Here is a 17,920-nt window from a genome sequence, read left to right as displayed (position 1 = left end):
TCGCGGTTCCTGTTTACTTCTTGCGCGCGGCGATCGCCTGCTCGGCCTTGGCCACCAGGTCGGTGCCCACGGTCGACTTCCACTTGTCGTACACCGGGCGCGTCGCCTTCACGAACGCGTCGCGCTCGGCCGGCGTGAGGCTGGTCACGGTCACGCCCATGCCGGCAATGTCCTTGAGCACGGGCTTGTCGGCTTCCACCAGGCCCTTGCGCGCGATGGCGATTTCTTCCTTGCCCGCGTCGACGGCAGCCTGGCGCACGATGGCCTGGTCGGCCGGCGTCCACGAGGCCCAGATTTCCTTGTTCACCACGAACACCAGCGGGTCGGCCACGTAGCCCCAGGTGGTGACGAACTTCTGGCCCACGTTCTGCATCTTCAGCACCGTGAACAGGAACAGCGGGTTCTCCTGGCCGTCGACCGCGCCGCTGGCGAGCGCGGGCTGCGCATCGGCCCAGCTCATCTGCGTGGGGTTGGCGCCCAGCGCGGTGAACATGTCGGAGTAGATGGGCGAGCCGACCACGCGGATCTTCATGCCCTTGACGTCGGCCGGTGACTTGATCGGCCGCTTGGAGTTGGTGATCTCGCGGAAGCCGTTCTCGCCCCAGGCGAGCGGCACCACGCCGGCCTTGTCGAGCGTCTTGAACATGTCCTTGCCGACCTCGCCCTGCGTGAGCGCGTCGATGGCCGCGTAGTCGGGCATCAGGAAGGGCATGGAGAACAGGTTGAGCTGCTTGACCTGCGGCGACCAGTTGATGGTCGAGCCCACGGCCATGTCGATCACGCCCTGGCGCAGCGCGCTGAACTCGCGCGTCTGGTCGCCCTGGATCAGCGACACGCCGGGGTACAGCTTGATGTTGATGCGGCCCTGCGTGCGCTCCTTCACCATGTCGGCCCAGATCTTCCCGGCCTGGCCCCAGGGCGTGGGCGGGCCGAGCACCAGCGACATCTTGTATTCGGGCTTGTAGGCGGCCTGTGCCATGGCGCCGGACGAGAACATGCCCAGGGCGGTGGCTGCGGCAGCGAGGCCGAGCAGGGTGCGGCGGAATTTCATGAGAAGTCTCCTGGTGGTTTTTTGAAGAGCGGACAGAAACGGATCAGTAGCCGAGCTTGTGCGGCAGCCACAGCGCGAGTTGCGGAAAGGCGATGACCAGCACCATCACCACGAACATCGAGAACAGCAGCCAGCCGACCCAGCGCACGGTCTCCTCCATGCGCACGCCGGCGATGCGGCACGACACCATGAGGTTCACCGCGAGCGGCGGCGTGAACTGGCCCAGCGCCACCTTCAGCGTGAGGATCACGCCGAACCACACCGGGTCCCACTTGTAGTACTGCACGATCGGCCACAGCAGCGGCACGAAGATCAGGAAGATCGACACGCCGTCCAGGAACATGCCGACCGTGATCAGCAGCAGGATCAGCAGCGCCAGCACGCCGTATTCGCCCAGGCCCGAGTTCACGATGGCATGGGCCACCGGATCGATCACGCCCAGCGTCGACAGCGAGTACGCGAAGATGCCCGCGAGCGACACCACGATCAGGATCACGGCCGACAGCTCGCCCGACTCGCGCAGGATCGCGAACAGGTCGCGGACCTTGATCGTGCGGTGCACCACCATGCCCACGAACAGCCCGTAGAACACCGCCACCACGGCCGCCTCGGTGGGCGTGAACCAGCCCAGGCGCATGCCGCCCAGAATGAGCACCGGCGCCGCCAGGCCCCAGCTGGCTTCGCGCAGGCTCCTCCAGAACGGCGGGCGCGGCAGCGCGGCTTCGAGCGTGCCCATGTGGTGCTTGCGCGCCAGCCACACGGCCGGAACCATGAGCGCGAGGCCGGCCAGGATGCCGGGGATCATGCCGGCCGCGAACAGCGCGGGCACCGAAGCATTGGGCACCAGCACCGAGTAGACGATGAAGGCCACCGAAGGCGGAATCAGGATGTCGGTCGCCGCGGCGGCGCCCACCACGCTGGCCGCGAAGGGCTTGGGGTAGCCCGCGCGGGCCATGGCCGCGATCATCACGCCGCCCACCGCGGCGGCCGTGGCCGGGCCCGAGCCCGAGATGCCGCCCATGAACATCGCCACCGCAATCGTCACCAGCGGCAGCATGCCCGGGCCGCGCCCCACGATGGCAATGGCGAAGTTCACCAGCCGCAGTGCCACGCCCGAGCGGTCGAAGATGGAGCCGACCAGCACGAACATCGGAATGGCCAGCAGCGGGTACTTGCCCAGGCCGGCGTAGAAGTTCTGCGGCACGGCCAGCAGGCCGAACCACTGGGCGTCGCCGTTGGCCAGCGCGATGCAGGCCGCGCCCGCCAGGCCCAGCGCGGCGCCGATGGGTACGCCCACCAGCATCATGGCGACGAAGGCAACGAAGAGCAGGGTGGCGATCACTTGGTGGCGCCTTTGCTGTCCGAGGCGTAGTTGGTCTTGCGGCCGCGGCGCACCATGAGGCCCACGGCGCGCAGCGCGATCGCATAGGACACGATCGGCAGCCAGATCGAATACCACCAGGCCGGCAGCCCGATGCCCGGCGTGGTCTCCTCGAAGCGGTAGTCGTCCCACACCATGCGCAGGCTGAGCGTGCCGATCAGCAGGAACAGGATGGCGATCATGAGTGCGCCGAACTGCGCGAGCCGCTTGCGCCGTGCCATGGAGCCGCTCTCCGAGAAGTACTCGATGCGGATGTGCCGGTCGCGTGCCACCGCGCCGCAGCCCGCGACCATGGCCAGCATGATCATGAGGAACACCGAGAACTCTTCGGTCCACGCGAAGGACGAGTCGGTGAAGTAGCGCACCAGCACGTTGGCGAAGGTGATGAGCGCCAGCGCGCCCATGATGAGGACGGTGAGCCAGTCCTCGATGGCAAGGGGAACCTTGGTGGGTTCGTCGGCGGCTGGAATGTCGGGGGGGAGGGGGCTTGCGGCGTCCAGCGTGGGGCCGGACTCGGGTGGAGTTGTCATCGCGGAAGGTCAGTGAGGCAGGACGCCATGTCACCGGGCGGACGCCGGGACGCGTTCCGTACACCTCGACAGGGAAACTGTGACCGATGCTAGGGGGTCGATGACCACTCATGCATCGGGGGTTTCCTTAGCTGGCTGGCTTGCTGGGCCGCCTTCGGGGCGTGTGCACAGGCCGCCGGGCACTCCCCTGCGCGAATGTCTCCCGGCCTTCGGGCTACCGCAGCTTCCCCTTTGTTTCGCTGCGGGGAGCACCCGACGCCCTGCGCACGATGAGTGCGGCGGTGAGGTTGGGGGGTGATCGCTGCGGCGGATTGCAGATGGACGTGCGGGGGGCGTACCACCGCGTTTTCGCGAGAGACGGACGCTGGACAAGCAGAAGTCTGAAGGGCTGGTGTCGGCCGCAGTCGACCTTGGTGTGGCTGCGTTCGATGTTCGCTTCAGACTGTCTGCTGCCGGTCGACACCAGGCGGCGAACGGCGCTGGTGGGCCCATCGCTGAAGTTGACCTGCAGCCAACAGCAGCGTCGAAGGCTTCTGGAGCCCTTCATAATCAAAACCCGCCCCCCGCTTGTTCGAGATGCCGACCTTTCGCCATGGATAAATTCTTGCTTCAACAGCAGGTGCTGGAACGGCTCGCCGAAGACCTGCTGCAAGCCGAACAGGCCGTGCGGGCAGCCCATGAAACGGCGACTCACGAAGAAAACATCGCCGAAAATAAATACGACACATTGGGACTCGAAGCCGCCTACCTGGCCACCGGCCAAGCTCGGCGCGCCGAAGCCATACGCCAGGCGATGGCCAATTGGCGCCGATTCCACCCGCGTCCCTACGACGCCATCAAAGGCATACAGCTCGGCTCGCTGGTCTGCCTGGTCGATGCCGACGACAAGCAGCAACATCTCTTTCTCGGCCCGGATGGGGGCAGCATGAAGTTGGTCAGCGGCGCTCGGCTTGTTCAGGTCATCAGCAGCGAAGCCCCTCTGGCCAGGGCAATGCTGGGCAAGTGCGAGGGCGATGAGGTGTCGATGCAGGTCGCTCCGATCCGACAGCAGTTCGAGGTGCTGCGGGTTCTTTAGGCCGCAAGCAGGTTCACGCCGAATTGGCCGAGGTCGGCAGACGTGCAGGCGTCGCGAACGTACCGGCTGGCTGGCAAGGTCGGCAGTACCTGAAAGCGGCCACGGGGTCGAGATGACACTGGCGCATGAATGACCGCTGCATGGCCCAGACCGTGAACTCAGGAGGCCGACATCACCGGCCGCAACCGTTGCATGGCCGCCATCAGAAAACCAAAGCCGAACGCCCGCAACGGGTCGACTGTGTGATTCACAGACCGACGCAGCAGACATGTGGTCAGCTTTGACCAGGCGCCAAGAAAATCAGGGCAGACAAAGCCTCCATCCACAGTCGGCTGAAATCGCGCAGCGATGAAGGCTCTGGTTGCCATCGGGCGGCAGTGGCCCGAGTGGCTGAACTCCTGTGAGTCCTGGGTCAGTAGGCCCCCATGTAGTCGCGCTTGCCGATCTCAATGCCGTTGTGGCGCAAGAGGGCATAGGCGGTGGTCACGTGGAAGAAAAACTGCGGCAGGCCGTAGTGCAGAAGATATGCGCTGGCGGTCAGCTTCTTTTCCTTGGGAGTGCCGGGGCGCAAGACGATCTCGCGGCTCTCGCTTGAATCAAATTGCCCGGCCTCGAAGGAGCCGATATGGGCCAGAGCTTTGGCGATCAGCGCTTGCAGGTCGGCGAAGCTGACCTCGGTGTCGGGCCAGGACGGCACCTCGGCGCCAGCCAGGCGGGAGGCAATGCCCTTGGAGAAGTCTGCGGCGATCTGGACCTGGCGTATCAGCGGAAACATGTCGGGGAACAACCGCGTCTGCAGCAGCGCATTTGGATCGATATTTTTTTGCGTCGCGTGGTCTTCGGCCTTCTTGAGAACGTCGGACAGGGCGCGCAGCATCTGCTGCATGACGGGAACGGAGGCGTTGTACAGCGGGCTGGTCATGGTGAATTCACTTTTAGATTGGGCACGATGGCCGGAGTTGGCGCGGCAGAGGACCTGCTGACCATGCAAGGCTAACAGCATAGGGTGAACCATCGCGCATGCAGCTTGCAAGCCGCGCGAACCCACCTGGCTCAAGGACGCTCGCGCAGCGCGAGAAGCAGCACGTTGCCCGCGGGCGCAAGGGGGCGTCCGCTTCAGAGAAGAGCGCCGGCGCAGTAGCCGCTTCATGCCGAACGAAGTCTCGGCAATCGCCAACAAATACAGCTTCCGCAATGCGCCGCGCGCGTGACTCATGGTCCGTGCGGTGCAGTGCGCAACTTCGCTGAACGCTCAGGCCGATGGGGTGCCTTGCGCAGCGAAATAAAGGGGGAGGTCCCAGGCCGGAGGACATTCTCGGAGCAAGGTACCCCGTCGGCGTGAACGCCCCCCGAAGGCGAGTGGAAAGACTCAGTCCATCCAGGACCGCGCCCGGTCCAGGTGCTCGCGGCACTCGCGCACCATGCGTTCGAGCAGCTCGGCGCAGGTGGGAATGTCGTCGATCAACCCGATGCACTGCCCCGCCGAGACCACGCCGTTGTGCACCTCGCCAGATTCCAGCGCCGCGCGCCCGCGCGCGCCGGCCACCAGCGGGCGCACCTCTTCGAACTCGCAGCCGCCGGGCCGGTTCTCCGTGGCCACCACCTCTTCGGAGATGGCGTTGCGGAACACGCGCGCGGTGTTGCGCAGGGTGCGGAACATCAGCTTGGTGTCGCGCTCGGTCGCATCGACCAGCGCCTGCTTGATGTTCTCGTGGATCGGCGCCTCCTGGGTCACGCAGAAGCGCGTGCCCATGTTGATGCCCTCGGCGCCCAAGGCCAGCGCGGCGGCCATGCCGCGGCCGTCGGCAATGCCGCCCGACGCGATGATCGGAATGCGCAGCTTGCGCGCCGCGATGGGCAGCAGCACCAGGCCGGGCACGTCGTCCTCGCCCGGATGACCGGCGCACTCGAAGCCGTCGACCGACACCGCATCGACGCCATTGCGTTCGGCCGACAGCGCATGGCGCACCGAGGTGCACTTGTGCACGATCTTCACGTCATGGCGCTTCAGCGCCTCGATGAAGTCCTTCGGGCTGTTGCCCGCGGTCTCCACGATCTTCACGCCGCTGTCGATGATGGCCTGCACGTACTCGGCGTACGGCGGCGGCTTCACCGACGGCAGGATCGTGAGGTTCACGCCGAAGGGCTTGTCGGTCATCGTGCGCATGCGCGCGATTTCCTGGCGAAGGTCGTCGGGCGTGGGTTGCGTCAGCGCCGTGAGCACGCCCAGGCCCCCGGCGTTCGACACGGCCGCCGCCAGCTCGGCGCGGCCCACCCATTGCATGCCGCCCTGGACGATCGGGTAGCGGATGCCCAGCAGTTCGGTGATGCGGGTCTTCATGCGCCGGTGCCGCTTACAGCGCCTTGACCAGTTCGGGCACGGCCACGAACAGGTCGGCGACGAGGCCGTAGTCGGCCACGCTGAAGATCGGTGCTTCTTCATCCTTGTTGATCGCCACGATGACCTTCGAGTCCTTCATGCCGGCCAGATGCTGGATGGCGCCGGAGATGCCTGCTGCGATGTACAGTTGCGGGGCAACGATCTTGCCGGTCTGGCCCACTTGCCAGTCGTTGGGGGCGTAGCCTGCGTCCACTGCGGCGCGGCTGGCGCCGAGGCCTGCGTTGAGCTTGTCGGCCAAGGGCGCCATGACTTCCTGGAACTTCTCGGCGCTGCCCAGGGCTCGGCCACCGGAGACGATGATCTTGGCGGCCGTCAGTTCAGGGCGTTCGCTCTTCGTGACTTCACGGCCGACGAAGCTGCTCTTGCCGCTGTCTGCCACGCCTTCAGCCGTTTCGACCGTTGCGCTGCCACCGGTGGCAGCAGCGGCATCGAAGCCGGTCGTGCGAACGGTGATGACCTTGGTGGCGTCGCTGCTCTGCACCGTGGCAATCGCGTTGCCGGCGTAGATCGGGCGCTCGAAGGTGTCGGGGCTGTCGACCTTGGTGATGTCGCTGATCTGCGCTACGTCCAGCTTGGCGGCCACGCGGGGAGCCACGTTCTTGCCGTTGGCGGTCGAGGGAAACAGGATGTGGCTGTAGTTGCTGGCAATCGACAGCACTTGGGCGGCGACGTTCTCGGCGAGGTTCTCGGCCAAGCTCGGGCTGTCGGCTGCGATGACCTTGGTCACGCCGGCGATCTGCGCTGCAGCCTTCGCAGCTTCCGCTGCGTTCGCGCCTGCAACCAGCACGTGCACTTCGCCACCGCAAGCCAGCGCTGCGGTCACGGTATTGAGAGTGGCCGGCTTGATGCTGGCGTGGTCGTGTTCGGCAATAACTAGTGCGGTCATGTTCAGATCACCTTCGCTTCGTTCTTCAGTTTGTCCACCAGCGCTGCAACGTCAGGCACCTTGATGCCGGCGCCGCGCTTCGGCGGCTCGGCGACCTTCAGCGTCTTCAGGCGGGGCTTGACGTCCACACCCAGGTCTTCGGGCTTGAAGACGTCCAGCTGCTTCTTCTTGGCCTTCATGATGTTGGGCAAGGTGACGTAGCGCGGCTCGTTCAGGCGCAGGTCGGTCGTGATGACGGCCGGCAGCGTGAGGCTCAGCGTTTCCATGCCGCCGTCCACTTCACGAGAGACGGTGACCTTGTCGCCAGCGACTTCGACCTTGGAGGCGAAAGTGGCCTGGGGCAGGTCGGCCAGTGCAGCCAGCATCTGGCCGGTCTGGTTGGCGTCGTCGTCGATGGCTTGCTTGCCCAGGATGATCAGCGCGGGTTGTTCCTTGTCGACCAGCGCCTTGAGCAGCTTGGCTACGGCCAGGGGCTGCAGCTCTTCGGTGGTCTCGACCAGGATGCCGCGATCCGCACCGATGGCCATCGCCGTGCGCAGCGTTTCCTGGCACTTCGCATCGCCGCAGGAAACCGCGATCACTTCCGTGACCACGCCCTTTTCCTTCAGCCGCACAGCCTCTTCGACAGCGATCTCGTCGAAGGGGTTCATGCTCATCTTCACGTTGGCAATGTCCACCCCGGTGCCGTCGCTCTTCACGCGCACCTTCACGTTGTAGTCGACGACCCGTTTGACAGGTACAAGAATCTTCATGGTTGTTCCTTCGAATGACGAATGAAAAATTGAATGGATGAGGTTTATTCGAGGCGCGCGCCCGACTGCTTGATCAGGCGCTCCCACACCGGCCGTTCCGCCTTGTAGGCGGCGGCGAAGAGTTCGGGCGAGCTGTCTTTCAGCTCGAAGCCCATGGCCGCGACGCGCTGTTGCACGTCGGGTTGCTGCGTGGCCTTGCGCACTTCTTCCGCCAGGCGGTTGACGATGGGCTTGGGCGTGTTGGCGGGCACCGCAATGGCGAGCCAGCCGGTCACGCGGTAGGCCTCGTCCTTCAGGCCTTGCTCGGCCAGCGTGGGCACGTTGGGCAGCGTGCTCATGCGGCGTTCGCCGGTCACGCCCACGGCGCGCAGCTTGCCGGACTCGATGTGCGGCTTGGCCACCAGCGCGCTGGCGTAGGCCATCTGGATCTGGCCGCCGATCAGGTCCTGCACCATCGGCGCCTCGCCCTTGTAGGCGACGTGGTTCATGTCGGACTGCGTGGCCAGGCTCATGTGCGCGCCGGCCAGGTGCGGGTACGCGCCCACGCCGTACGAGCCGTAGGCCAGCTTGCCCTTGTTGGCGGCGGCGTGCTTCAGCAGCTCGGGGCCGGTCTTCACCGGCACGCCGGGGTGCACCACCAGCACCAGCGGCGCCATCGCGATCTGGTAGACCAGCGTGAGGTCGCGCTGCGAGTCGTAGGGCAGCTTGTCGTAGAGGAACTCGTTGGTCATCAGCGAGTTGCTCAGCGACAGCACCACGGTGTAGCCGTCGGCCGGCGACTTGGCCACCGCGTCGGTGCCGATGATGCCGGCCGCGCCGGGCTTGTTGTCGATGACGATGGGCTGGCCCAGGCCGGCCGACATCTTCTGGCCCAGCACGCGCGCCAGCACGTCGGTGGCGCCGCCCGCGGCGAAGGGAACGACCATGCGGATCGGCTTGTTCGGGTAGGTGTTCTGCGCCTGTGCGGTGGGCAACACGCACAGCGCGGCCAGCGAAGCGGTGGCGCACAGCACGGCGCGGCGGTTCGAAAGGCGGAAGGTCATGGCTTGTCTCTGTCTCTGCTTCTAGGTTTCAAAAAGGTCACTGCGCTGCGATGCGCGTCTTGAAGGGCAGCGGCTCCAGCGCCTTCTGCAGCCGCTCCTGCAGCGCTGCGGCCAGCGGGCCCGCGGCGGCGCCGTCGATCAGCACGCGCACCAGGCTTTCGCCGTCGGTCTTCACGACCGGCCGCGCACCTTCGGCCACGCCGAGTTCCGCGCACACCTCGGCCACCGTCGCGGCCACCACCTGGCGTGCGGCCATGGCCCGCAGCTCGGGCTTGTAGATCTTTCCGACGTTGGTCATCGGCATGGTCTCGATCACCGACACCCACTTGGGCCTGGCTGGTGCCTCGTCGACGCGCGCTGCGGTGAAGGCCAGCAGTTCTTCTTCCGTCGCCGAGGCGCCGGGCACCAGCGTCGCGAAGATCACCGGCAGCTCGCCCGCATAGGCGTCGGGTGCGCCCACGGCGGCGCACAGCTGCACGGCCGGGTGCGCGCCCAGCGCGTCCTCGATGGTCTTGGGGTCGATGTTGTGGCCGCTGCGGATGATCAGGTCCTTCGAGCGGCCCGTGAGGTTGAGCCGCTCCTGGCTGTCGATCCAGCCCAGGTCGCCGGTGGCGAGCCAGCCGTCCGCCGTGAAGGCCTTGGCGTTGTCGGCCGGGTCCACGAAGCCCGAGAACACGTTGGGCGACTTGAACAGCACCATGCCCTGTTCGCCGGGCGCCACCTCGCGGTCGCTCGCATTGCCGTTCTCGTCGAGCGCCACCACGCGCATCTGCATGTACGGCAGGCGAAAGCCCACGCAGCCCGCGGGCCCGTCCACGCCGGGCGGCGTGATGGTCGAGATGCCGGCCATCTCGGTCATGCCCAGGCTCTCGTGCACGTGCAGGCCGAACAGGCGCTCGAAGCGCGCGGCGAGTTCGGGCGAGAGCACGGCCGCGCCGGTGCGGCAGTAGGTGATCGACGAGATGTCCGCGCCGTCCAGCGGCACGTTGGCCAGCGCGGCGAGGATGGTGGGCACCGCCGACAGCGAGGTCGGCCGGTACTTCGCCACCAGCTTCCAGTAGTTGGCCAGCACCTCCTTGTTGCGCAGCAGCGAGGGCGTGGGAATGATCACCTCCACGCCCGCCGATAGCGAGGCCAGCGAGGCCGGCAGCACGCCCGCCACATGGAACAGCGGGTAGCCGTTGATGGAGATGCCGTTCTCGTTCATGCCCGCCACCTGCACGCTGGCCCAGGCGGTGAACACCTGCGCGCCGTGGCTGTGGCGCGCGAGCTTGGGCGCACCCGTGGTGCCGCCGGTGTGGAAGTAGGCCGCGATGTCGGCGGGCGCGATGTCGCGGCCGCTCACCAGCCGGTCGTCGGGTTGCGCGGCGCGCAGCACGTCGAATTCGGCCACCCCTTCGGGCAGCGCGCCGGCCTTGCCGGGCGCCTCGTCGTGCGGCGCCACGCGCAGCACGGTGGTCAGCGTGGGCACCTGGCCGCGCAGGCGCATCGCCTTCGACCACATGCCCGACTCGCTGTCCGAGCCGTAGGCGATCAGCACCTTGGCGCGCGCCGCGGTCATCAGCGCCACCAGCTTCTCGTCGGTCAGCAGCGGGTTCAGCGGCTGCACGATGCCGGCCGCCTCGCCACCCCACAGCGCCAGGTGGTACTCGAGGCAACCGGGCAGCAGCACGGCCACCGCGTCGCCGGGCCCCACGCCCAGCGTGTGCAGCATGTTCGCGGTCTGGTGCAGCCGCGCGAGCAGTTCGGCGTACGACCAGCGGATGGGCGCGTCGGCCGGGTTGCCGGTGCGCAGGAAGGTCAGCGCGGTCTTGTCGCCGAAGGCATGGCCCGCGTTGCGAAAGATCTCGTAGGTGCTGCGCACCGTGAGCGCCTGCGCCAGCGGCGTCTCCTCGAGCCGGTGGATGTCCGCCAGGCTGCGAACCGGGGATGCGGGGCGAAACGGCGCGCCGACCGGCGTCTTGTAGTTGTTCTTGTGGCTCTGCGTGTCTGTCATGTCTGTCTCCTTGATGCCGGTGGTGCGCGGCCGGGCCGCCTGCCGTTTTACTGGTTCGTGATGTGGTTGTCGCGAATGACCTTGCCCCAGCGCTCGAAGTCCTGGCGCATGCGCTCGCCGGTCTGCTCGGGCGTGCGGTAGGCGGCAAAGGAGCCCACGCTCTCGAGCTTGTCCTGCACTTCCTTGTCGGCCAGTGCCTTCTTCAGCTCGGCGCTCATGCGCTCGACGATGTCCTTGGGCGTGCCCGCGGGTGCCAGCAGGCCGCCCCACGAGGTCGCGTCGAAGCCCGGGAAGCCTTGCTCGGCCACCGTCTTCACCTCGGGCAGCAGGCTCACGCGCTTGCCCGAGCCCACCGCGATGGCGGTCAGCTTGCCCGCGCGGATGTGCGGGATCACGGCCACGAGGTCGGAGAACATCGCGGGCACTTGCCCGCCGATCAGGTCGGTCACGGCCGGCGCGCTGCCGCGGTAGGGCACGTGCTGCATGTCGAACTTGCCGATGGTCTTCAGCTGCTCGGTCGTCAAGTGGCCGAAGCTGCCGGCGCCGGCGGTGGTGTAGTTGAGCTTGCCGCCCTCGGCCTTGGCCTTGGCGATCAGGCCCTGCAGGCTCGTCACTTCAGGCAGCGACTTGGGGTTGACCACCAGCACGATGGGCAGGTCGTACACCGAGCCCACGGGCGTGAAGCTCTTGAAGATGTCGTAGCCGCCGGTGGGACCGTACAGGTGCGAGGCCAACAGCGTGGGCGTGGCCAGCATCACGAAGGTGTAGCCGTCGGCCGGCGCGCGCGCCGCGGTGGCCGCGCCCACGGTGCCCGACGCGCCGCTGCGGTTGTCGATCACGATGTTCTGCTTGAGCGCGGTCGACATCTTCTGCGCCACGATGCGCGAGGCCACGTCGGTCGGGCCGCCGGGCGGGAAGGGCACGATCAGCGTGATCGGCTTGCTGGGCCAGGCTTGCGCGAACGCGCCGCCGGCGATGAGTGGAAGAGCCAGGGCAAGGAGTGCACGGCGAACAGGATTGCGGAGGGAACGGAAAACGGGGGAGGCCATGGACTTCTTCATTCAGGGATACACAAACGGACAGACAGGCGCGTCTTTGCTTCAGACCACGCCACTTGTTTTCAGCGCGGCCAGCTTTTCATCCGACAGGCCGAGCAGGGACTGCAGCACGTCGTGCGTGCCTTCGCCCAGGGTGGGCGGCGCGCTGCGCACCGGCAGGCGCTCGCCATCGAAACGGTAGGGCGGCGCCAGCACGTTGACCGTGCCGGCCACCGGGTGCGGCTGCGTGGTGACAAGGCCGGCGTCGGTGGCGCGCTTCGAGTTCAGCGCCTCCAGCAGGCCCAGCACCTCGCCGCACGGAATGCCCGAGGCGGTGAGCTTCTCGAGCAGGCCGTCGCGCGGGCGCCTGGCGAGCTCGGCCTGCAGCTCGGGCAGCAGCGCCGCGCGGTTGGCCGAACGCAGGATGTTGGTCTTGAAGCGCTCGTCGGCCGCGAGGTCGGGACGCTCCATCACCTCGGTGCAGAAGCGCGCGAACTGCGCGTTGTTGCCCACGGTGATCACCAGCGGGCCGTCGGCCGCGTCGAACACGCCGTACGGCACGATCGACGGGTGCGAGTTGCCGTAGCGCGGCGGGTCTTCGCCCATCAGCAGCGCTTCCAGGCCGTAGTAGGCGGTGATCATCAGGCCGCAGTCGAACAGCGCCATTTCCACATGCCGGCCCTTGCCGGTCTTCTCGCGCTGGTACAGCGCCGCCAGGACGGCCTGCGCCGAGTACATGCCGGTGAACAGGTCGACCACGGCCACGCCGAACTTCAGCGGCGGCTGGTCGGCCTCGCCGTTCAGCGCCATCAGGCCCGCCTCGCCCTGCACCACCAGGTCGTAGCCCGGGCGCGCGGCTTCGGCGCCGGTGCGGTCGTAGCCCGAGATCGAGCAGTAGATGAGGCCCGGCTGCTCCTTGCTGAGCTGCTCGTAGCCCAGGCCCAGCTTGTCGATGCCGCCGAACTTGAAGTTCTGGATCACCACGTCGCACTGCTTGGCGAGGTCGCGCGCGATCTGCTGGCCCTCGGGCGTCTGCAGGTCGAGCGTGACCGAGCGCTTGTTGCGGTTCACGCTGTTGAAGTAGGCGGTCTCGGTCTTGCCCACGCGCAGGCCCCAGTCGCGCGTGTCGTCGCCGCGGCCCGGGTGCTCGACCTTGATCACCTCGGCGCCCATGTCGGCCAGCACCATGCCGCACCAGGGGCCCGCCAGGATGCGGGACAGATCGAGGACGCGCACGCCGGCAAGCGGCAGCGAGGAGTTCAGCAAAGGCATGGCGAGGACTTCCGGAAAACGAGAAAGCCCCGCACGGCGTGCGAGGCATGGGAGAAAGGCGGCAGGGCCCGCGTCAGGACGCGTCCTTGGCCTCGTGGCCCTGGTGACGCAGCGCCACGAAGTCGGCCTTGCGCTTGCCCAGGAACGCACCGATGCCTTCGGCCGCCTCGGCGTCGCCCTGCGACTCGACCATGAACACGGCCTCGGCGTCGAGCTGCTCTTCGAGCGTGGCGTGGTGCGCCTGGCGGCACAGCGTCTTGATGCGCGTGGTCGCGCGTTGCGGGCCGGTCGCCACCTTGGCCGCCAGCGCAACGGCTTCGGCCAGCGCCGCGCCCTTGTCGGTCAGGCGGTTCACGGCGCCCAGCTGGTTCAGCCGCTCGGCCGTCATGCGGTCGCCGGTGAGGCACAGCTCGGTCAGCACCTGGCGCGAGACGAACTCGGCCAGGAAGGCCGTGGCGCCGCCGTCGGGCGTGAGGCCGACCTTCACGTAGGCCACGGTGAAGAACGCATCGCGCGCCGACACCAGCATGTCGCAGGCCAGCGCCATCGACAGGCCCGCGCCGGCCGCGCCGCCTTCGACGGCCGCGATCACCGGCTTGCCGCAGTCGCGCAGCGCGCGGATCAGGTTGTTGAGGCCTTCCAGGATCTGGCGGCGCTCGGCCATCGGCAGCTCGCGGCGCTTGGCCAGCAGGTTCAGGTCGCCGCCGGAGCAGAAGAAGTCGCCCGCGCCGGTGAAGACGATGGCGCCCACTTCGGGGTCTTGCTCGGCGTCGGCCAGCGCGGCGCTCAGCTCGGCGTACAGCGTGGGCGTGATCGCGTTGCGCGCGCCGGGGTTGCTGTTGGTCAGGATGCGCACGGCGCCTTCCTGCGAGATCAGCACGGTCTTGTTCGCGGTGGTTTCGCTCATGCCGCCACCTCCTTGCCGGATTCCTTGCCCAGGGCGATGTAGCGCTGCAGGTGGTGGTCTTCGTCGCCCAGCTGGTGGTCGATCATCACGAGGCGCTTGGCGTAGTGGGGCAGGGGCAGCTCCCAGGTCATGCCGATGCCGCCGTGCATCTGGATGCTTTCCTCGGCCACCAGCGCGCCGATGCGCCCGATGCTGAACTTGGCTGCCGACAGCGCGCGCTCGCGCGTCACGCGGTCGCCGGTGTCGATGGCGGCCGCGGCGTTGATCACGGCCGAGCGCGCCTGTTCGATTTCGAGCAGCAGGTCGGCCATGCGGTGCTGCAGGGCCTGGAAGCTGCCGATGAGAATGCCGAACTGCTTGCGCGTGCGCAGGTACTCCAGCGTGGCGGCCTTGGCGGCTTCCATCGCGCCCAGCGCTTCGGCGCACAGGGCCAGCACGCCGCGGCCGATGGCGCGTTCCAGCGTGGCGTGGCCCTGGCCTTCGGTGCCCAGCAAGGCGTCGGCGCCCAGCTTCATGCCGTCGAACGCGAGCTCGGCCACGCGGCCGCCGTCGATGGAAGGGCAGCCGCGCACCGTGAGGCCCGCGGTCTTGGCGGGCACGAGAAACAGCGAGATGCCGGCTTCGTCGTCCACGTTGCCCGAGGTGCGGGCCGAGACCAGGAACAGGTCGGCCTGCTCGCCTTGAGGCACCACGGCCTTGGCGCCGTGCAGCACCCAGCCGTCGCCGCTGCGTTCGGCGCGGGTTGAAACGCGGGTGCGCTCGTAGTGCGTGTCGGCTTCGTCGTGCGCGAAGGCCACGACGCTCACGCCGTTGATGATGTCGGCCAGCTTCTCCTTCTGCGCGCCGTTGCCGGCCACGACGAGCGCCTCGCCGACCATCACCGCGCCCAGCAGCGGCTCGATCACCAGGCCGCGGCCCAGCGCCTCGAAGACCACGGCCACGTCGAAGCCGCCGCCGCCGAAGCCGCCGTCGGCCTCGCTGAACAGCGCGCCGATCACGCCCAGTTCGGCGAACTGCTGGAAGATTTCCTTGCTGAACCCGTGGTCCGACTTCGCGATGCGGTCGCGCGCGTCGAACGCGTACTGCTCGCTGATGAAGCGGTTCAGGCTGTCGGCGAGCATGCGCCGGTCTTCGGTGTGTTCGAAGTTCATTGCATGTCTCCTTACAGGCCCAAAATCATCTTGGAGATGATGTTCTTCTGGATTTCATTCGAGCCGCCGAAGATCGACAGCTTGCGGTTGTTGAAGTAGCGCGAGGCGGCGGCCGACGCGTAGCCGGGGCCGAAGGTCTCTCCCGTGTAGCCGTCCTTCAGCGCCTCGGCGATGAAGGGGCGGCCGTACACGCCCATGGCGCGGCGCGCGAGCGACGAGATTTCCTGGCGGATCTCGGTGCCGCGGATCTTCAGCATCGAGCTCTCCGCGCCCGGCACGCCGCCGCCGGCCACCGCCGCGATCACGCGCAGGTTGGTGGTCTTCATGTTCTCCAGGTCGATCTCCACGCGCGCCAGGCGCGCCGCGAAGGCCGGGTCGTCGGCCAGCGGCTTGCCGTTCCTGGTCTGCGACGCGGCAATGCCCTTGAGCTGCTCGAGCGCGGCCACCGAGAAGCCCACGCCCGCGATGTTGGTGCGCTCGTAGGTCAGCAGGAACTTGGCGCAGGTCCAGCCCTTGTTCTCCTCGCCCACGAGGTTCTCGGCCGGCACGCGCACGTCGGAGAAGAACACCTCGTTCACCTCGTGCTCGCCGTCGAGCGTGATGATCGGGCGCACTTCCACGCCGGGCGAGGTCATGTCGATCAGCAGGAAGCTGATGCCTTCCTGCTTCTTCGCCTCGCGGTTGGTGCGCACCAGGCAGAAGATCATGTTGGCGTGCTGGCCCAGCGTGGTCCAGGTCTTCTGGCCGTTCACGATGTAGTGGTCGCCCTGCGCGTCGATGCCGCGCACGGCCGAGGTCTTCACCGCGGCCAGGTCGGAGCCCGCGCCGGGTTCCGAGTAGCCCTGGCACCACCAGTCGGCGCCGTCCAGGATGCGCGGCAGCCAGTACTGCTTCTGTGTTTCGCTGCCGTACTTGATGAGCACCGGCCCGAGCATGTTCACGCCGAAGGGCACGATGCGCGGCGCGAACGCCAGCGCGCATTCGTGCTCGAAGATGAACTTCTCGACCGCCGTCCAGCCCGGCCCGCCGTACTGCTCGGGCCAGTGGTTGGCGAGCCAGCCGCGCGCATTCAGGATGGCGTGCCATTCCTGCATGTCGGCCTTCTCCAGGATCTTGCCGCCGCGCACTTTCTCGGACAGCCGCACCGGCAGCTTGTCGGCCAGGAAGGCGCGCACTTCGCTGCGGAAGGCTTCTTCTTCGGTCGTGAAGTTCAGGTCCATCGCGCGCTCCTCAATAGATTTCGAACAGGCCCGCGGCGCCCATGCCGCCGGCGATGCACATCGTGACCACGGCGTACTTGGCGCCGCGGCGCTTGCCTTCGATGAGCACGTGGCCCGTGAGGCGCGCGCCGGTCATGCCGAAGGGGTGGCCGATGGAGATCGCGCCGCCGTTCACGTTCAGGCGTTCCGACGGAATGCCCAGCTTGTCCTGGCAGTAGATCGACTGCGAGGCGAAGGCTTCGTTGAGTTCCCACAGGTCGATGTCGTCGACCGTCAGGCCGTGGCGCGCGAGCAGCTTGGGCACCGCGAAGACCGGGCCGATGCCCATCTCGTCGGGTTCGCAGCCGGCCAGCGCGAGGCCGCGGAAGGCACCCAGCGGCTTGAGGTTGGCGCGCTCGGCGTCCTTGGCTTCCATCAGCACGCAGGCCGATGCGCCGTCGGACAGCTGCGATGCGTTGCCGGCGGTGATGAACTTGTCTTCGCCCATCACCGGCTTCAGTTTGGCGAGCGCCTCGTAGGTGGTGCCGCGGCGGTTGCAGTTGTCTTCCGTGGCGGTGACTTCGCGGTGGGTGACTTCCTTCGTTTCCTTGTCGGTCACGGCCATCGTGGTGGTGCAGGCCACGATCTCGTCCTTGTAGCGCCCGGCCAGTTGCGCTTCTTCGGTCTTGCGCTGGCTTTCGGCCGAGAAGCGGTCCTGCGCCTCGCGGCTGATGTTGTAGCGCTTGGCCACGATGTCGGCGGTGTCGATCATCGCCATGTAGAGCTCGGGCTTGTGCTCGACGATCCACGGGTCCAGGCTGAGGTCGCCGCCATCGCCGGGGCTGCGGCCGCGGATCTGCGAGATGCTCTCCACGCCGCCCGCGATCATGGCCGGCGCGCCGTCCACCACGATGCGGCCCGCCGCCATCGCGATGGCCTGCAGGCCCGAGGCGCAGAAGCGGTTCACCGTGGTGCCGGCGATGCTGATGGGCAGGCCCGCGCGGATGATGCTCTGGCGCGCGATGTTGCGGCCCGTGGTGCCCTCGGGGTAGCCGCAGCCGAGGATCGCGTCCTCGATCAGCGCCGGGTCGAGGCCCGAGCGTTCCACGGCCGCCTTCACGGCGAAGGCCGCCAGCGTGGCGCCGGAGGTGATGTTGAATTCGCCGCGGTGCGCCTTGGTGAGCGGGGTGCGGGCGGTGGAAACGATGACGGCTTCGCGCATGGGAATATCTCCTGGAC

General features: G+C 67.5%; 17 protein-coding genes. 1 reads left to right on the top strand and 16 read right to left on the bottom strand.

What is annotated here, in order from left to right; all coding sequences use genetic code 11:
• Window positions 1-13: 13 nt before the first annotated feature.
• From BM013_RS10790 to BM013_RS10780, 3 genes are read right to left on the bottom strand one after another with little or no spacing between them, the layout of a single operon-like run.
• Window positions 14-1,051: a DctP family TRAP transporter solute-binding subunit gene (locus BM013_RS10790; RefSeq protein WP_093126373.1), complete on the bottom strand. Its 1,038-nt coding sequence runs from the start codon at window positions 1,049-1,051 to the stop codon at window positions 14-16.
• A 43-nt stretch (window positions 1,052-1,094) separates the two neighbouring features.
• On the bottom strand, window positions 1,095-2,393 hold the full coding sequence (locus tag BM013_RS10785) for a TRAP transporter large permease (protein WP_093126370.1): 1,299 nt from the start codon (window positions 2,391-2,393) through the stop codon (window positions 1,095-1,097).
• Window positions 2,390-2,962, bottom strand: coding sequence for a TRAP transporter small permease (locus BM013_RS10780; RefSeq protein ID WP_093126367.1), 573 nt, complete (start codon window positions 2,960-2,962; stop codon window positions 2,390-2,392). Before BM013_RS10780 ends, BM013_RS10785 begins: the two co-directional genes overlap by 4 nt.
• Window positions 2,963-3,554: 592 nt before the next feature.
• Between BM013_RS10780 and BM013_RS10775 the strand changes: the two genes are divergently transcribed.
• The gene (locus tag BM013_RS10775; RefSeq protein WP_093126365.1) at window positions 3,555-4,037 is read left to right on the top strand and encodes a GreA/GreB family elongation factor; all 483 of its coding nucleotides are present in this window, start codon (window positions 3,555-3,557) and stop codon (window positions 4,035-4,037) included.
• A 158-nt stretch (window positions 4,038-4,195) separates the two neighbouring features.
• Here BM013_RS10775 and BM013_RS40445 read toward each other — a convergent pair whose 3' ends face one another.
• The 13 genes from BM013_RS40445 to BM013_RS10715 all read right to left on the bottom strand — a co-directional run bounded on the left by BM013_RS40445 (window position 4,196) and on the right by BM013_RS10715 (window position 17,903).
• Window positions 4,196-4,405, bottom strand: a complete 210-nt coding sequence (locus BM013_RS40445) for a hypothetical protein (protein ID WP_143098264.1) — start codon at window positions 4,403-4,405, stop codon at window positions 4,196-4,198.
• Between the two features lie 44 nt (window positions 4,406-4,449).
• Window positions 4,450-4,959, bottom strand: coding sequence for a DUF1993 domain-containing protein (locus BM013_RS10770; protein ID WP_093126362.1), 510 nt, complete (start codon window positions 4,957-4,959; stop codon window positions 4,450-4,452).
• Window positions 4,960-5,406: 447 nt separating this feature from the next.
• Complete coding sequence (locus tag BM013_RS10765; protein ID WP_093126360.1) at window positions 5,407-6,378, bottom strand: NAD(P)H-dependent flavin oxidoreductase; 972 nt, start codon at window positions 6,376-6,378, stop codon at window positions 5,407-5,409.
• A 13-nt stretch (window positions 6,379-6,391) separates the two neighbouring features.
• A complete protein-coding gene (locus BM013_RS10760) occupies window positions 6,392-7,324 on the bottom strand; it encodes an electron transfer flavoprotein subunit alpha/FixB family protein (protein ID WP_093126357.1) in 933 nt (310 codons plus the stop codon).
• A gap of 2 nt (window positions 7,325-7,326) precedes the next feature.
• Complete coding sequence (locus BM013_RS10755) at window positions 7,327-8,076, bottom strand: electron transfer flavoprotein subunit beta/FixA family protein (protein ID WP_093126354.1); 750 nt, start codon at window positions 8,074-8,076, stop codon at window positions 7,327-7,329.
• Window positions 8,077-8,120: 44 nt separating this feature from the next.
• Window positions 8,121-9,119: a Bug family tripartite tricarboxylate transporter substrate binding protein gene (locus tag BM013_RS10750; RefSeq protein WP_093126351.1), complete on the bottom strand. Its 999-nt coding sequence runs from the start codon at window positions 9,117-9,119 to the stop codon at window positions 8,121-8,123.
• A gap of 37 nt (window positions 9,120-9,156) precedes the next feature.
• Complete coding sequence (locus BM013_RS10745) at window positions 9,157-11,115, bottom strand: acyl-CoA synthetase (RefSeq protein WP_093126348.1); 1,959 nt, start codon at window positions 11,113-11,115, stop codon at window positions 9,157-9,159.
• Window positions 11,116-11,162: 47 nt separating this feature from the next.
• Window positions 11,163-12,164, bottom strand: a complete 1,002-nt coding sequence (locus BM013_RS10740) for a Bug family tripartite tricarboxylate transporter substrate binding protein (protein ID WP_093126345.1) — start codon at window positions 12,162-12,164, stop codon at window positions 11,163-11,165.
• Window positions 12,165-12,215: 51 nt separating this feature from the next.
• Entirely contained in the window at window positions 12,216-13,424 is a 1,209-nt protein-coding gene (locus tag BM013_RS10735; protein WP_093126343.1) for a CaiB/BaiF CoA transferase family protein, read from the bottom strand.
• 73 nt (window positions 13,425-13,497) lie between these two features.
• Window positions 13,498-14,331 (bottom strand): oxepin-CoA hydrolase, alternative type, encoded by an 834-nt coding sequence (locus BM013_RS10730; RefSeq protein ID WP_093126340.1) that lies wholly within the window; start codon window positions 14,329-14,331, stop codon window positions 13,498-13,500.
• Window positions 14,328-15,482, bottom strand: coding sequence for an acyl-CoA dehydrogenase family protein (locus tag BM013_RS10725; RefSeq protein WP_093126337.1), 1,155 nt, complete (start codon window positions 15,480-15,482; stop codon window positions 14,328-14,330). Before BM013_RS10725 ends, BM013_RS10730 begins: the two co-directional genes overlap by 4 nt.
• A gap of 11 nt (window positions 15,483-15,493) precedes the next feature.
• Entirely contained in the window at window positions 15,494-16,702 is a 1,209-nt protein-coding gene (locus BM013_RS10720) for an acyl-CoA dehydrogenase family protein (RefSeq protein ID WP_093126334.1), read from the bottom strand.
• Between the two features lie 10 nt (window positions 16,703-16,712).
• Window positions 16,713-17,903, bottom strand: a complete 1,191-nt coding sequence (locus BM013_RS10715; RefSeq protein ID WP_093126332.1) for an acetyl-CoA C-acyltransferase — start codon at window positions 17,901-17,903, stop codon at window positions 16,713-16,715.
• Between the last annotated feature and the right edge of the window lie 17 nt (window positions 17,904-17,920).

This window comes from Variovorax sp. OK605, assembly GCF_900115445.1.
Classification (GTDB): Bacteria; Pseudomonadota; Gammaproteobacteria; order Burkholderiales; family Burkholderiaceae_C; genus Variovorax.
This window is presented reverse-complemented; position numbering and strand designations above follow the sequence as displayed.

Coding starts and splice junctions, on each gene's coding strand:
- BM013_RS10790 (WP_093126373.1), bottom strand. CDS start 1,051: ATGAAATTCCGCCGCACCCTGCTCGGCCTCGCTGCCGCAGCCACCGCC.
- BM013_RS10780 (WP_093126367.1), bottom strand. CDS start 2,962: ATGACAACTCCACCCGAGTCCGGCCCCACGCTGGACGCCGCAAGCCCC.
- BM013_RS10775 (WP_093126365.1), top strand. CDS start 3,555: ATGGATAAATTCTTGCTTCAACAGCAGGTGCTGGAACGGCTCGCCGAA.
- BM013_RS40445 (WP_143098264.1), bottom strand. CDS start 4,405: ATGGCAACCAGAGCCTTCATCGCTGCGCGATTTCAGCCGACTGTGGAT.
- BM013_RS10770 (WP_093126362.1), bottom strand. CDS start 4,959: ATGACCAGCCCGCTGTACAACGCCTCCGTTCCCGTCATGCAGCAGATG.
- BM013_RS10765 (WP_093126360.1), bottom strand. CDS start 6,378: ATGAAGACCCGCATCACCGAACTGCTGGGCATCCGCTACCCGATCGTC.
- BM013_RS10760 (WP_093126357.1), bottom strand. CDS start 7,324: ATGACCGCACTAGTTATTGCCGAACACGACCACGCCAGCATCAAGCCG.
- BM013_RS10755 (WP_093126354.1), bottom strand. CDS start 8,076: ATGAAGATTCTTGTACCTGTCAAACGGGTCGTCGACTACAACGTGAAG.
- BM013_RS10750 (WP_093126351.1), bottom strand. CDS start 9,119: ATGACCTTCCGCCTTTCGAACCGCCGCGCCGTGCTGTGCGCCACCGCT.
- BM013_RS10745 (WP_093126348.1), bottom strand. CDS start 11,115: ATGACAGACACGCAGAGCCACAAGAACAACTACAAGACGCCGGTCGGC.
- BM013_RS10740 (WP_093126345.1), bottom strand. CDS start 12,164: ATGGCCTCCCCCGTTTTCCGTTCCCTCCGCAATCCTGTTCGCCGTGCA.
- BM013_RS10735 (WP_093126343.1), bottom strand. CDS start 13,424: ATGCCTTTGCTGAACTCCTCGCTGCCGCTTGCCGGCGTGCGCGTCCTC.
- BM013_RS10730 (WP_093126340.1), bottom strand. CDS start 14,331: ATGAGCGAAACCACCGCGAACAAGACCGTGCTGATCTCGCAGGAAGGC.
- BM013_RS10725 (WP_093126337.1), bottom strand. CDS start 15,482: ATGAACTTCGAACACACCGAAGACCGGCGCATGCTCGCCGACAGCCTG.
- BM013_RS10720 (WP_093126334.1), bottom strand. CDS start 16,702: ATGGACCTGAACTTCACGACCGAAGAAGAAGCCTTCCGCAGCGAAGTG.
- BM013_RS10715 (WP_093126332.1), bottom strand. CDS start 17,903: ATGCGCGAAGCCGTCATCGTTTCCACCGCCCGCACCCCGCTCACCAAG.